General features: G+C 38.3%; 8 protein-coding genes. 2 read left to right on the forward strand and 6 right to left on the reverse strand.

Annotated features, from left to right (window positions below):
- Positions 1-5 precede the first annotated feature (5 nt).
- Positions 6-1,730 carry a GMC family oxidoreductase gene (locus ZPR_RS15140; protein ID WP_013072604.1) on the forward strand — a complete coding sequence of 575 codons (1,725 nt, stop codon included), beginning with the start codon at positions 6-8 and terminating at the stop codon, positions 1,728-1,730.
- 3 nt (positions 1,731-1,733) lie between these two features.
- Complete coding sequence (locus tag ZPR_RS15145) at positions 1,734-2,432, forward strand: gluconate 2-dehydrogenase subunit 3 family protein (RefSeq protein WP_013072605.1); 699 nt, start codon at positions 1,734-1,736, stop codon at positions 2,430-2,432.
- 120 nt (positions 2,433-2,552) lie between these two features.
- On the opposite strand, the gene ZPR_RS15150 is transcribed toward ZPR_RS15145, so the two are convergent.
- From ZPR_RS15150 to ZPR_RS15175, 6 genes are all read right to left on the reverse strand, one after another.
- A complete protein-coding gene (locus ZPR_RS15150; RefSeq protein ID WP_013072606.1) occupies positions 2,553-3,449 on the reverse strand; it encodes a carbohydrate kinase family protein in 897 nt (298 codons plus the stop codon).
- A 171-nt stretch (positions 3,450-3,620) separates the two neighbouring features.
- Positions 3,621-5,363, reverse strand: a complete 1,743-nt coding sequence (locus ZPR_RS15155) for a RagB/SusD family nutrient uptake outer membrane protein (RefSeq protein ID WP_013072607.1) — start codon at positions 5,361-5,363, stop codon at positions 3,621-3,623.
- A gap of 12 nt (positions 5,364-5,375) precedes the next feature.
- Positions 5,376-8,528, reverse strand: a complete 3,153-nt coding sequence (locus ZPR_RS15160) for a SusC/RagA family TonB-linked outer membrane protein (protein WP_013072608.1) — start codon at positions 8,526-8,528, stop codon at positions 5,376-5,378.
- Between the two features lie 10 nt (positions 8,529-8,538).
- Complete coding sequence (locus tag ZPR_RS15165; protein ID WP_041578977.1) at positions 8,539-10,152, reverse strand: glycoside hydrolase family 32 protein; 1,614 nt, start codon at positions 10,150-10,152, stop codon at positions 8,539-8,541.
- A 26-nt stretch (positions 10,153-10,178) separates the two neighbouring features.
- A complete protein-coding gene (locus ZPR_RS15170; RefSeq protein WP_013072611.1) occupies positions 10,179-11,498 on the reverse strand; it encodes a sugar porter family MFS transporter in 1,320 nt (439 codons plus the stop codon).
- Positions 11,499-11,738: 240 nt separating this feature from the next.
- Complete coding sequence (locus ZPR_RS15175) at positions 11,739-14,468, reverse strand: hybrid sensor histidine kinase/response regulator transcription factor (RefSeq protein ID WP_041578978.1); 2,730 nt, start codon at positions 14,466-14,468, stop codon at positions 11,739-11,741.
- Between the last annotated feature and the right edge of the window lie 317 nt (positions 14,469-14,785).

The following is a 14,785-nucleotide window of genomic DNA, read 5'->3' on the forward strand; positions in this document are numbered from 1 at the left end:
TATCTATGTCATTTCAAATAAAAAAAACAGCCAAAACCTACGATGTATGCATCGTAGGTTCTGGTGCTGGTGGAGGTATGGCAGCCAAAGTACTGGCCGATGCCGGTTTTAAAATTGCCATGCTGGAAGCCGGTCCTGATTTTGATCCAAAAAATCCCGATCAAAGAACCCAGTTACGATGGCCCTGGGAGTCCCCAAGAAGAGGAGCCTCTACTACACGACCATTCGGAGATTTCGATATGGCCTATGGAGGCTGGGAACTTGATGGAGAACCTTATACAAAAGCCGCAAATACCGAATTCGACTGGTTTCGCTCCAGAATGTTAGGTGGTAGAACCAATCACTGGGGAAGAATATCCCTGCGTTTTGGCCCTTTGGATTTTAAAAGGAAAGACTATGATGGCAAGGGAGACAACTGGCCTATTGGTTATAAGGATGTACAGCCATATTATGATAAGGTAGATAAATTAATAGGTGTTTTTGGAACCAAAGAAAATATTCCTAACGAACCTGATGGTTATTTTCTGCCTCCACCAAAACCGAGATTGCATGAACTTTATATTCAGAAAGGTGCTGCTAAAAGCGGTATCCCAATGATTCCTTCTCGCCTTTCTATTCTTACACGAACGGTAAATAAGCAACGAGGGGCCTGTTTTTACTGTAGTCAGTGCTCCAGATCCTGCTCGGTTTATGGAGATTTCTCATCCTCATCAGTACTTGTAAAACCTGCGTTAGAAACAGGAAATCTGGATTTGTATGTAAACGCAATGGTGAGGGAAGTCATCACCAATGGCGAAGGAGAGGTTCAGGGAGTATCGTATATCGATAAAGAAGACCTTAAAGACTACACGATTAAAGCCCGTGTAGTCATACTGGCCGCTAGCGCCTGTAGCTCAGCAAGAATCCTTTTAAACTCAAAATCGGCTAACCACCCTGAAGGCCTTGCCAATTCAAGCGGTGTGGTAGGACACTATCTTCACGATTCTACAGGTTCTTCGAGAATGGGATTTCTACCCGACCTTATGGATCGTAAAAGATACAACGAGGATGGTGTTGGAGGAATGCACCTGTATACGCCCTGGTGGCTAAACGGTAAGATGAATTTAGGATTTACTCGTGGATATCATATTGAATATTGGGGAGGTATGGGCATGCCTTCTTATGGTTTTGGTTTTAATACTACAGAACTGCAAAACATCACGGGTTCCACTAAAAGTGCCTATGGAAAAGGCTTAAAGAATGATATAAAACGCTTTTACGGTGCCACATTTGGAATGGCAGGCCGTGGAGAAAGCATTCCCAGAAAAGAAAATTATTGTGAAATCGATCATCAGGTAGTAGATAAATACGGTATCCCTGTTTTAAAATTCAATTATTCATGGAGTGAAGAAGAGGTAAAACAGGCAGCCCATATGCAGGATACTTTTGAGGAGATCATCCATCAGATGGGCGGGGTACCACTGGGTAAAAAAGCAGGAAAAGAGACCAGTTATGGTCTTGAAAACCCCGGTCGTATTATCCATGAAGTGGGAACCACCCGAATGGGGAATGATCCAAAAACTTCGGTGGTTAATTCGTATAATCAGGCTCACGATGTTCCCAATCTTTTTATTATGGATGGTGGTCCTTTTGTTTCTCAGGCAGATAAAAATCCTACCTGGACGATACTGGCACTGGCATGGCGTGCATCAGACTATTTAACTCAGGAATTAAAAAATGGTAATATCTAAATTATGGATAGAAGAGAATCGCTAAAAAAAATGTTCATTGGTGGAGTAGCTTCCAGTGTTATGCTTAGTAGCTGTGTCCAGGAAAAAGAAAAACCCATTGAAAAAGGAGATATCATCGAAGAAGCTCCGGGTTATGGCCGTACACCTGCTGAAGCTTCCAGAGATGAAGCGCTAAGAAGCGGAAAATTCTTTAATGATGAAGAAATGGCAACGATTACCGTTCTTTCTGATATTATCATTCCTGAAGATGAAGATTCGGTAAGTGCATCGGTAACCGGTGTACCTGCATTTATAGAATTTATGGTGAAGGATATCCCCGCCTTACAACTTCCCTTAAGAGGTGGTTTAATGTGGCTAAACCGGGAGAGTCATAAAAGATTTGATAAAGGGTTTACCGACATTTCTGAAGCGCAGCAAATAGAAATTATCGATACTATTGCTTATCCAGAAGACCACTTTAAAAATTCCCCGGGTCCTGTGTTTTTTGAAGAATTTAAAAAGTTAGTGATTACAGGATTCTTCACCAGCAAAGAAGGTATCGATTATCTGGATTACCAGGGAAACCGGCCAAATGTATGGGACGGAATCCCCGAAGAAGTACTACAAAAACACGGAATGCAATACGATGAGAAACTTCTAAAAGTTGCTATGGATCCCAACACGCGCCATGAGGTAATGAACTGGGATAACTATCTGCTTTAAGCTGTAGATATCAAATTTTTAATGTAAGAAGACTGAAGAAAACTTATTATTTTCAATAGTCCTAAAATAAAAGCCCCGTTATCATGACGATACGGGGCTTTTTAGCTGAAAAGAGAGATTTCAGCATAGATTAATAAATGATTGAAGCATTTCCCCTGTAATAACTGGATTGGCCCCCTCTTGCCCGGCTACCAGCGCGCCCATTGCACAAGCCTGATCGAGTGCCTGTTGCGGTTCTTTTCCCTGCAACAGCTTGGCAATTAATGTTGCAAGAAATGAATCTCCTGCCCCAACGGTATCTTTTACCTGTACCTTGTAACCAGAATTATAATAGAGCTTTTTATTATGCAGAAACACGGCACCGTGTCTACCTTTAGTCACGCATATTGATGTTGCATTAGATTTTCCTGCAATAAAATGAAGATTCTGTTCCAGGGAATTATACTTAGAGCCTAGCAAAGCTGCAATTTCAAAAAGCTCATCATCATTGAACTTTATAAACTCTGCATGTCCTATCAATGACATCAATAATTCCTTTGAATAATGTGGAGGTCTCAGGTTAAAATCCAGCACACGAAACTTAGCTTTCTCAATCAGCTCGAACAAAGTATTTCTACTTATCTCATCACGGCAAACTAAACTTCCGAATATAAAAACATCTGCATTTAAGACAGATTCAGACATTTCATCTTTAAGCTCGATCTTATCCCATGCTGAAGGATATTCAATTTTATAAGTAGCAGATCCATTGGCAGAAAGGCTAACATTTACAATCCCGGTATTATGCTTTTCATCTTGTAAAATATTCCCGGTTTCTATATGTCTTGAGTTAAGATAGCTAAGCAATTCATCTCCTTTTTCATCCACACCAACCTTACTAATCATCTCTGTCTCTATCCCCATACTGCTTAGTCTGCTCGCTACGTTTAATGGTGCGCCACCTATTCTTTCTTTCGCAGGAAAAACATCATAAAGGATTTCTCCAAAACACACTGCTTTTATTTTTTTTGTTATCATTTCTTGATTAAGAATTTAAAAAGGGAACGTAAATATCTTCGGAGCAAGCCCCGAAGCATTTAATTTGAACATGATATTTTTATTTCGAGGGAGCATTTACTCTCGATTATCGAGTAAAAAAACACGAGGCAAACCCCGTGTTTTAAAGCAATCCAAAACAATCATCAACAATTAATATCCAGCGTTCTGAACGTAAAGTCCGCCTGTAAAATCAATTTCACGTTGTGGGATTGGATAATATTCATCTCTCCCTGCTGTAAATACTGCGTTGGCTAAAAAGTCTCTTTTAGTCTTTTCTTCATCCAGGTAAGCATTCAGCGTTTCTTCGGCTTCGCCCCATCTAACCAAATCAAAAAATCGTGGCCCTTCCATTCCAAATTCCAGCCTTCTCTCAAATTTTAGTGCTTTCCAGGCAAATTCTTTATTCGGGAAAGAGGTATATAATCCTACATTGTAGATATCTGAAGCTCCGGCAGCAATCGGTTTTTGTATACTCGCAGCGGCTCGTTCTCTAACTTTATTTATCAAAGGCAATGCTTCAGTATATCGATCTAACTGAATAAGGGCTTCCGCTTTAAATAAAAGTACATCTGCATATCTAATAAATATTACGTTTCTTGAAGTTCCAACAAAAGGACCTTCTTTTATATAGCAGGAACAGTCTGGCGCTTGCTGTTCCTTCATATTTCCAAAGAAACCATAAACTCCCGGATCTCGTGCCCAACTAAACTTATAGATCATATCCCCCTGTTCACTCACGGTATTTCGATATTTAAAAGGGCGCCCTGGTATTCCTACCGTATGATCCAATCTAGTATCTACGGTTAAGCCTGAAGATACGGCTACAGTTCCGTCTGCCTGAACATTGTTTAGTATATCTGATTGATTGAAGGAATCTAATAAAGGCAGGCCATTTGCATCTGTTCTAAATGAATTTACCATATTCTGACTGGCGAGATGAAAGCCGCAACATCCATAAAGTCCGGTGCCATGAGGAGAATTTAAACCTGTAACGAAGCTTACCCTTCCAACTCTGGTACCATCATTAATAGAGAATTGTGCTGCCCATATAGATTCTGGGCCATTTTCATAATCCACAAGAAAATTATTCGCGTAATCGGGCTCAAGACTACCAATAACCTCATCTGTATAGTTTATAACTTCCTGAAGCAAAGAACTATTTATGCTAACTACCTGATTGTTTTCGTCCTGCTCATAAGCCTGGTATAACTTAGTTTTAGCCAGATAGGCAGCAGCGGCACTCCTGTCTGCACGCCCAACTTCATCCTGCTCCTCCAGCAAATTATTATAGGCAAAAAGAAAATCGTCAGCGATCATATTCCATAATTCATTATTTGGCAGATCATTTCCTGTATCGGCAATTTCATCTTTGGTAAGATCTTCAGTGATATAAGGAATCTTTTTGAATATTCTTTTCAGCATGAAATGGCAATGAGCACGCAAAAACCTCAACTCTCCCTGTCGGGTCGTTTTTACTTCGTACTCGGCTTCAGGAATATCATTTATTACGCTTAACGCAAAATTTATTCTGGAGATCGCTTTGTAATAATTGGTCCATGTTCTTGGTGCCATCAATTCTCCCTGATCTGGAACCGTTAGATAATATTGTTCATATCTATCAACCTCGCCAACATCACTTCGGCCTCCTCCTCCTTTATAGGAATCATCAGAGCGAACACTCCCATACACCCACATGTGGGTTAAAGGACCTATCATATCATCATTGGCAATTCCTGCATAAGCAGCAATCACAAGAGATTCAGCATTTTCAGCTGTTGCTACATTTTCGTTGGAAAGCACTCCTTCTGGTTCATATTCTAAAAAATCTTCTGAGCAGGATATTAAAAAACCAGAAAGCAACAATCCTGTTATGATATATTTTATATTTTTCATGAGTATCATTTTTTAAAAATTCATGTTTAGGCCAACAGAAAACACCGTTGGTACTGGGATTCTATTCACATCTGTTCTTTCAGGATCTGAACCTATATAATCATTAGGTGTAAACCATAACAAGTTCTCTCCCTGTAGATAGATTCTAAAGCTCTCTAAAACACCAATTTTTTCAATTAAAGTGTCGGATAGGGAATATCCCAGCTGCGCATTTCTAATCTTGAAATATGAATTTTTGCGGAACAAATAATCTGAAGTTCTCAAATCATTAAAGGCAAGCGATAAAGATGGAATATCGGTATTGGTATTATTTGGTGTCCAGGCGTCTAGCACTCCCATTCCCGCATTTTCCCTACCCTGAACAAAATTGTTCCAGGATATGTAAGGATCCTGACCAATTCTTCCCGTCACTCCAGATCCAAATACCGAGAAATCCCAGTTCTTATAACCAAGATTTATTCTTATACCATATTCTAAATCTGGTAAGGTTGTTCCTATAAAATCACGGTCATCTGTATCTATAACATTATCTCCATTAAGGTCTTTAAATTTGATACCTCCCGGGCGAGCCCCAACCTGTTCTGGCGAGCTATCTATATCTTCCTGACTTTGGAAGAGACCATCAGATTTATAGCCAAATATCGAAAATTGAGAATGTCCCAATATAGAATTTTGTGCTGTTCCCGGGAATCCTGCCCGTACTTCTTCTGGAAGAAAAGTGATCTCGTCCCTAAAAGAAGAGAAATTAGTTGAAACTGAAAAAGTAAGTTCATTTTCGAAGGTAGTACTATACGCAAGGGCAAACTCCCATCCTCTGGTTTTGGTTGTTGCACCGTTTAAAACCCGTTGCTGACCTTCCCCAAGTACTGAGGGAATTGGAGGCGTGGTTAAAATATCTACCGTTTCCCTGGTAAAATAGTCAAAAGAACCACTTAATTTATTATCAAAAAGTCCAAAATCTACCCCAAAGTTCCATTCTTTGGTCGTTTCCCATTTAAGATCTGGATTCTCTGCCTGCACAGAAACAAAACCAGAGGGTAAATTTCCTGTATTATTACCATTAATATCATAAGCAGTACCTATATTATAATATTGCTCAAAGAAACCACTGGCATATTGCGAAAGTGTTGAGCCATATCTTGCTTCATATAGTCCGAATCTGGCAAGATCGCCAATAGACTGATTCCCCACTTCTCCATAACCTGCTCTTAATTTTAAATTGGTAATGGTTTCTATTTCATTAAAAAAGTCTTCATTACTTATCCTCCAACCTGCTGTTACCGCCGGGAATACTCCATATCGATTATTCTTTCCAAACCTGGAAGAACCATCTCTACGCACTGTAACAGAAGCCAAATATCTATTACTAAAAGAATAATTTATTTTACCAAACTGAGACAGTAATCGGTTACCAGAAGAGCTTCCGTTAGCCGTTCTTGCGCCTGTCCCGGCATCCAATACAAAATAAGATTCTTCTTCTACGGCAAAACCTTCAGCTCTTGCAAGAACACTGTCAAAATCATTTTTAACAGACTCCACTCCCAGAAGTACCCCAAAGTTATGATCTCCTAGTTCCAGTTCATAATTTAGCGTATTTGTAAACACCACACTGGTGTATTTATTGGTATCAAAAGTCAGGCTGTTATTCGTTCTGGTAATAAAGCCGTTATTTACGCGTGGTTCTATATCTTTTCTTTTAAAATCATTAAAGTCTACCCCCAAACTAGATCTAAAGCTTAGATTTTCTAAAAGATCGGCTTCTACATAAATGTTTCCAAAGAAATTATTTTTCTCTGTATTATCCCATCTATTTAAATATTGTATCAATACAGGGTTGTTCCTATCTGAATATCCTGCTCCAATGGGTCCTGCAAAATCCCCATTACTATCATATACGGGTATTGTTGGTGCCAGAGATACCGCTAAACCGGGAGTTGGTGCACTTCCCACATCTGGAGATGCCAGTGTTTCATCTGAAGTTGAGAATTGTGTATTTACACCAACACGTACCTTATCATCAAAGAGATTTGCACTTGCATTGATCCTGGCCGTTAAACGATCATAATTGGTGTATTTAAGAATCCCAGTATTTTTAAGGTGTCCAAGATTTACCAGAAATGACGATTTTTCGGAACTAGCAGCAACAGTTAGCTCATTATTATAAACATATCCTGTTTCGTAAGTTGCTTCCTGCCAGTCTGTATCTCCCGCCGGAACCGTCTCATCTCCACCCACAAAAGGTCTTACGGTAACGCTATTTAGTACAGGATTTTGGAAATCATTATTCCAGTCGAAATTATAGATCTCACCATAGCCTGATGCAGGATCGGCACCATCATTTACAGAAGCCCTCCATAAAACCTGTCCTCGTTGAACCGAGTTAAGCATATCATAACGCTGTTGTTTTTCAGATTGTACAGAAAAATTTGAATTGAAGCTTACACTTACTTTTTCTGCACGCCCGGCCTTATTCTTGGTAGTCACCACAATTACACCATTCCCGGCCCTTGCTCCGTAAAGGGAAGAGGCAGAAGCATCCTTAAGTACCTGGATAGATTCAATAGCATCTGGATTTATAGAAGAAAAAATTTCCTGCCGCTGTGTAGGGACTCCATCTATTACATAAAGTGGATCATTGTTCCCTAAAGTGGTTATACCTCTAATAAGCACCCTGCTACTTGCTCCCGTAGGATCTCCAGATTTTTCCACAAAAAGGCCAGGAACCCTTCCCTGTAGCGCCTGCATAGTATTTCCTGAACTTCTACTTTGTCCTTCTATAGGACCTGTTTGAACAACCGTTATGGCTCCGGTTACATCTACCTTTCTTTCCCTGGAGTATCCTGTTAATACAACTTCATCCAGTAAGGCAGAATCTGCCTTTAAGGCTACATCTATTTTTGTATTACCATTTACGGGTATTTCAGTTTCGCTGTATCCAACAAATGTGAAGACCAAAATGCCATCTTCAGGAACATTTTTTAAGATGTAATTCCCATCAAAATCGGTAGATGTTCCATTACTTGTTCCTTTTACAAATACAGATGCACCGGGAAGAAGCATTCCTTCCTCTGCTGTGGTTACTGTTCCTGATACTTCAATCCCCTGTGCCGAAAGAAAATTCAGCGAGAGTAGGAACATAAAAAATAAAATCGAATTTAATTTCATAATGTTCATTTTAGTTAAATGTTAGTTGGTAGGCTTCTATTTCATTTAGGGTAAACGGGACATCCATTGATTGTACTGAAAGCGTTTCCCAGGGACGATTTGGGAAGAAAATTTCAGTCATCACTGTTTTTCCTTCATCAAAGAATAATTCAATAGAAGTTCTGTCTATTATGATCGTTCCATCAAATTTATTTGCCGTTGAAATTCGTGGTGCTGTTGATATTTCTGAAGTGAATTCTTTAGAGAAATCTGTCTGACCTGCTTTAGATCTATTGATAAAAAACTCGTTGTTGGAGTGATCATATCCAAAAAGAAGCTCATCTCCTACTGAATTTGAAAGTTTAAATTGGTATGTCGTTTTCTCTAAATCAGAAATTTCAAATCTTATTTCTGCACTGCTAAGCGCAATTTTTTCAGCATTAATGATCTTGGTTAATCCATCAATCTGAACATTTTGAGCTTTATATTTTTTACTACGATAGCTTTGCAACTCTTTTACCGGCACTGAGCTAATAAGGTATTTACCATCCAGTTTTTCAAGTTTTAGCTCTCGAGCAACAGTCATGGCACTACGCCAGGTTTCTGTAGGTACTTTTTGCGCATATTCCCAGTTGGACATCCATCCCAAAAACAATACTCTTCCGTTCTCCTCAGGAATATTAGCCCAGGTAACACCCGCATAATTATCTTTTCCGAAATCTATCCAGTATGGGTGATTCGAGTCCAGATTACTCATTTGTTCTACCGGAGTAAATTTTTTACCGTCAAAATCACCAATAAAATATTGCGTTCCAGATCCTCCATTATATCCGCCGGGATTAAGACTTTGAATTAGTACCCATTTTACCTCATCGGTACCTTCTACATACATTGGGAAGAAATCTGGGCATTCCCAAACTCCGCCATGTGCCCCAATACCTTCACCAAATTCAGATTGGCGAGTCCAGTTTTTAAGGTCTTTAGAAGCATAAAATAGTGTTTTATCGTGTGCGGCCAAGACCATAATCCACTGTTGGTGAATTCCATCCCAGATCACTTTTGGATCCCTGAAATCCTTAATACCAGGATTTTCAATTACCGGATTCGCCTCATATTTAGTCCAGGTTTGACCTTCATCCAGACTGTATGCGATGGCCTGCGACTGGTAATCTATAGCTCCTTTTTCTTCTCCTTTTGGATCATGGTAAGTAAACATGGCTACAATTGGGGTTTTACCATCTTTACCAAAACCCGATGTATTGTTTTTATCTACTACGGCACTACCAGAGAAAATATATCCTTTCTCGTCTGGGTAGATCGCGATTGGCTGTTCTTTCCAAGAAATCATATCGCTGCTAACGGCATGGCCCCAATGCATAGGCCCCCAAACATTATCATCTGGATAATATTGAAAAAACAAATGAAAATACCCGTTAAAGTAAAACATACCGTTAGGGTCGTTCATCCAGTTATTTTTGGGGGTGAAGTGAAAATTAGGCCTAAAATCCTCATCTTTCTGAATCTCGACAGAAGTCATTTTTGTTTGATTTTTTATAGGTGCTGCATGCTCTTTGGTTTCTTTACATGACGTAAAAAAGCTAACAGGAATGATCATATAGACTAGTAAGTAGACTATTTTTTTCATATTTGATTCGTTGTTAATTGGTTTATTTATTTGTTTATAGAAAGTTGTTCACTTAGCTCTTCCAGGGATTTTCCCTTCGTTTCTGGCATCATAAAAATCACGAAGACCAATTGCAGTACCATCATAAAAGCGAAGAAGGCAAATACATATCCAGGACCTATAGTGCTAAAAAGAAATGGAATACTTGATGGAATAATTGCTGCGAGTACCCAATGCGTTGAAGAACCAAATGCCTGGCCTGATGCACGTAAACGGTTTGGAAATATTTCAGAGATAAATACCCATATCACCGCTCCCTGTCCTATGGCGTGGGATGCTATAAAAAGGAAAAGGAAAACCGGAACCCACATTCCTCCCCAATTCAAGAAAAAAGCGGCAGCTACAAGAGAAAGAGAGATTATATAACCTATGGAGCCATAGAGTAAAAGTTGTGTTCTACCAAGTCGATCTATTAAAAAAACTCCCAGAAGCGTAAACAGAAGATTCACCACTCCAATTCCAATACTACTTAAAAGTGCAGTGCTTTCCCCTAAACCGGCAGATTCAAATATTCTTGGAGCATAATATAAAAAGGCATTTATCCCCGAAAGCTGGTTAAAAAAAGCTATCAAAAATGCAAGAATCAAAGGAAAACGATACTTTTTCAGAAAGATATTTTCTCCTGTTTGTTCTTTAGCATCTAACTCCTGTATCTCACGCAACTCCTTTCGAGAATCGATATGCGGATTGATCATAGATAGCACTTTTTCTGCTTCCTCAATTCTTCCTTTGGAAATTAGCCACCTTGGGCTTCTAGGAATAAATATGACAAATAGAATGTATAGGAGCGCGGGCAATGCTTCTATACCTATCATCCACCGCCAGGGTTGAGCTCCGGTATTACGCAACAAATAGTTCGACAAGAATGCTATTAAAATACCCAATACGATATTAAACTGATAAAGAGACACCAGTCTTCCCCTTTTATTGGCTGGTGAAATCTCAGATACATAAGCCGGTGCGGCAATGGTTGAAGCCCCTACTCCAAGGCCTCCAAGAAAACGAAAAATTGCAAAAGAAATAGGATCATTAACAAGGCCTGATCCCAAAGCAGATACAAAATATAGTATTCCTATTATTACAAGTGTGTTCTTTCTTCCCCATTTATTGGTGGGAATACCTCCAAAAATAGCACCTACCACAGTTCCCCATAAGGCCATCGCCATCACAACAGATCCATGAAAAGCATCTGAAGTATTCCATAGTGCCTGAAGCTGCTTGTCGGCTCCTGAAATGACCACAGTATCAAAACCAAATAAAAAACCAGCAAGTGCAGCACTTATGGACCAGGTTAGAATTTTATTCATAACTTAATTTTTATGTCTAAAAACTAAAGTATGCTTAAAACCCACCCTTATATTTTAATAATTTCGCAAATGATTTTAATAATGTTAAGGATAAGCAAAATTTCATATAAAAAACTAATAATCAGAAATTTAAACCACTTTTAAAAATAAACCGAAAACGATATAGTTTTAATTATGATACATAAATTTCAATAATGTATCATAATTAAAAAACCAACTACAAGGTTTGAGATTTCGTGATTAAGAGGTTTTTAACTCTTTAGGAGAAATACCATATTCCTTCTTAAAGGATGTTGAAAAATATCCCGGGGAGGAATAGCCAACTTCATAAGCAATCTCAGAAATATTTAGCTTTGAATTCTGGAGTAAATTTTTAGCTTTTTTAAGGCGTAGCGAATTAATGTACTCATTAACACTCATACCTAACAGCGCTTTTACTTTTCTATACAATTGCACTCTCGAAATCTCTAAACTAAATGCAAGATCTTCTACAGTAAAACTTGAATTTTTGAGGTTAGCATCAATGAGGGCATTAAGCTCTTTAAGAAAAAATTGCTCGGCTCCGGCAAAGTTCTCTCCATTCACTTTATCTATACGGTTGGTATAATAATATCGTAGTTTTTCCCGATTAAATAAAGCCGATTTAATGGACTCCATTAAGATCTGATTATTGAAAGGCTTAGTAATATAAATATCTGCCCCTGCTTTTAGGGCTTTAAGCCTCGATTCCTTATCACTTAAAGCGGTTAATATGATAGTAGGAATATGGGAAGTTCGTAGATCGCTCTTTAACTCCCGGCATATCTGAAATCCATCTTTATCTGGCAGGTTAATATCACATATCATCACATCTGGAATAACTTCAAGGGCTTTTTCAACACCATCCACGCCGTCAGAAACGTAAACCTTATATTCTGAGCTTAATTTTTTCTGAAGCAAAAAGGATAGTTCGAGATTATCTTCAATGATCAATACCGATTCCGCATTTTCCCTCAAGTTTTTATTAGCACCTATCTCTTCAGGAATTAGATTCTCCACCCGGTTCCTCTCAGAAGAGGTATCCATCCCCTTTTGAACTTCAGAAATAACATACTTTTTTAAATGAACATCACCTTTTAATAGCGAAATTTTAAATTCGGCTCCCTGGTTGGAAGAAACACTAATATTCCCTTTATGTAATTCCACAAACTGGCGGGTAATATACAGCCCAATACCAGAACTGGGCCTGGTATTGTTACTAGCCTGCATATACGGATCAAAAATACTTTGGAATTCTTCTTTCGGAATCCCTATACCGGAGTCCTTAAATAAAATTTCAACTTTTTCCTCCTCCTCTTCTATTGTAATATGAACTTTTCCATTTTTAGGAGTAAATTTAAAGGCATTAGAAAGGATGTTAAAAAAGACTTTATCCATCATTTCCCTATCTAGATAAAGCTCAAGATCTTCGCTTTTATAGGAAAATTTAAGATCAATAGATTTTTTAAGCGCTTCGCTTTTGAAATTATCAACTATATTTTTCAGAAAAGGAACGATTTTGGTCTTTGTAACCCTTAAATCGAAACTGCCATTTTCGATTTTTCTGAAATCCAACAGCTCATTAATAAGACGTAGCAATCTTCTGGAGTTATTTATAATAAGATTGGTCTCATAAGAGATCTCCTGCGATTCTTTAGAAGGACGTTCGGATATTGACTCAATTGAACTGGTAATAAGCGTTAATGGCGTTTTGAATTCATGCGACAAGGCCGTGAAAAAATTGATCTTACTTTCATTAGAAATTTTCAATTTTTCTGCGAACTCTTCAATTTTATTTCGCTGTGCCAGGATCTCTGTATTACTCGACTCCAGATTTCTTTTATGCTTTCTAAGCTTAACAACCAGATAAATACTCCATATGCTTAGTATTAAAAGCAGGACTAATAAAAATATCATTAACTGGATAAGCTTCGATTGCGAATTGTACGTGTTAATTTGTTTATCGATTACTTCCTGTTGGTGCTCAATATCATTCTGCTGTTGGTTCATTTTATCGAACTGGTTCTTCATGATCCCAACATTTACAGAATCTATAATAATCGTCTTCAGTATATTATTCTTTTCAATGCTTTGTTGATTGATCAAATCCTCAGCCAATTTTATTGCCTCCATTCCCCCGGTAGGATAAAGCACTGTGGCCTCCAGAATACGATCTTTAACTAACTGAATTCCTCCATTAGGGCCAAAAAGTCCATCTACTCCAATAATATGGATATCACTTTCCAGAGATTTCTCTTTTACCACCTCCCAGGCTCCCAGGGCCATTCGGTCATTATGTGCAAAAATGTACTTTGGGATTTCGGTGGAATCTAAAAGCTTTGATAATTCCTCTTTTATGGAGGCTTTTTCCCAATCGCCTTTAATGATATGGGATATAGTTAAATTAGGAATCTGGTTTATCGCCCTTCTAAAGCCTTCACTTCTTTCATGGGCAGGTGAAGATCCTTCCTGACCGGTAATTTCTATGATTTCAGCGGGTTCACCTGAATGGGAAATGATATATTTTGCGGCATTGCGCCCCACTTCTACATTATTTGCACCAATATAAGCTGTAAAATTGCTCCCATCTATTTTTCTGTCGATAACAATAGTTGGGATGCCTGCATCCATCGCCTTTTCTATAACAGTAGTAATGGGATTAGACTGGATAGGAGACACAATAAGCACATCTACATCGTCTTTAATAAATCCTTCTATCTGCTTAACCTGTTGGGCAACACTGTTCTCAGCATCCTTAATTTCAAGAACAATTTCTGGGTGAAGCGATGCTTCCAGTTGCATGGATTTATTCATCTCACGGCGCCAATTGTCTGTTGTCATCGCTTGCGAAAAACCAATTCTATACTTCTTCGTCTTATTACTTTCTTGACTGCAGGAAAGAAATAAAAAGAAAAGGAGGTATAGAAGAGAAAACCTGTACAGAAACTTCATTGATTACTATTTAACAAGCTTCTAAAATAGAATTTAAAAATTATTTAACAATAAAAAGAGGTGCCTAATTTGTAAACTCTTGTACTTCTACGCCACCTAAACGCTCTAAAAATCATTAAGTTGAATAAATATACCACTCGTTTTGGGTTCATAACTTTTTTTTAATTTCCTTAACAGTCTTTTGCTAGAAAATGACTTTTAATATTTTATTTTTTCCATCAAACATTGCTTGGAAAACATTTAATATACCTTCCAATTGAAGAGGTTAAAATGACTGGCTATAGAATGATTCCAACAACTTTTAAAGTCACAGATTG

The organism is Zunongwangia profunda SM-A87, from assembly GCF_000023465.1.
In the GTDB taxonomy this organism is placed as follows: Bacteria; Bacteroidota; Bacteroidia; order Flavobacteriales; family Flavobacteriaceae; genus Zunongwangia; species Zunongwangia profunda.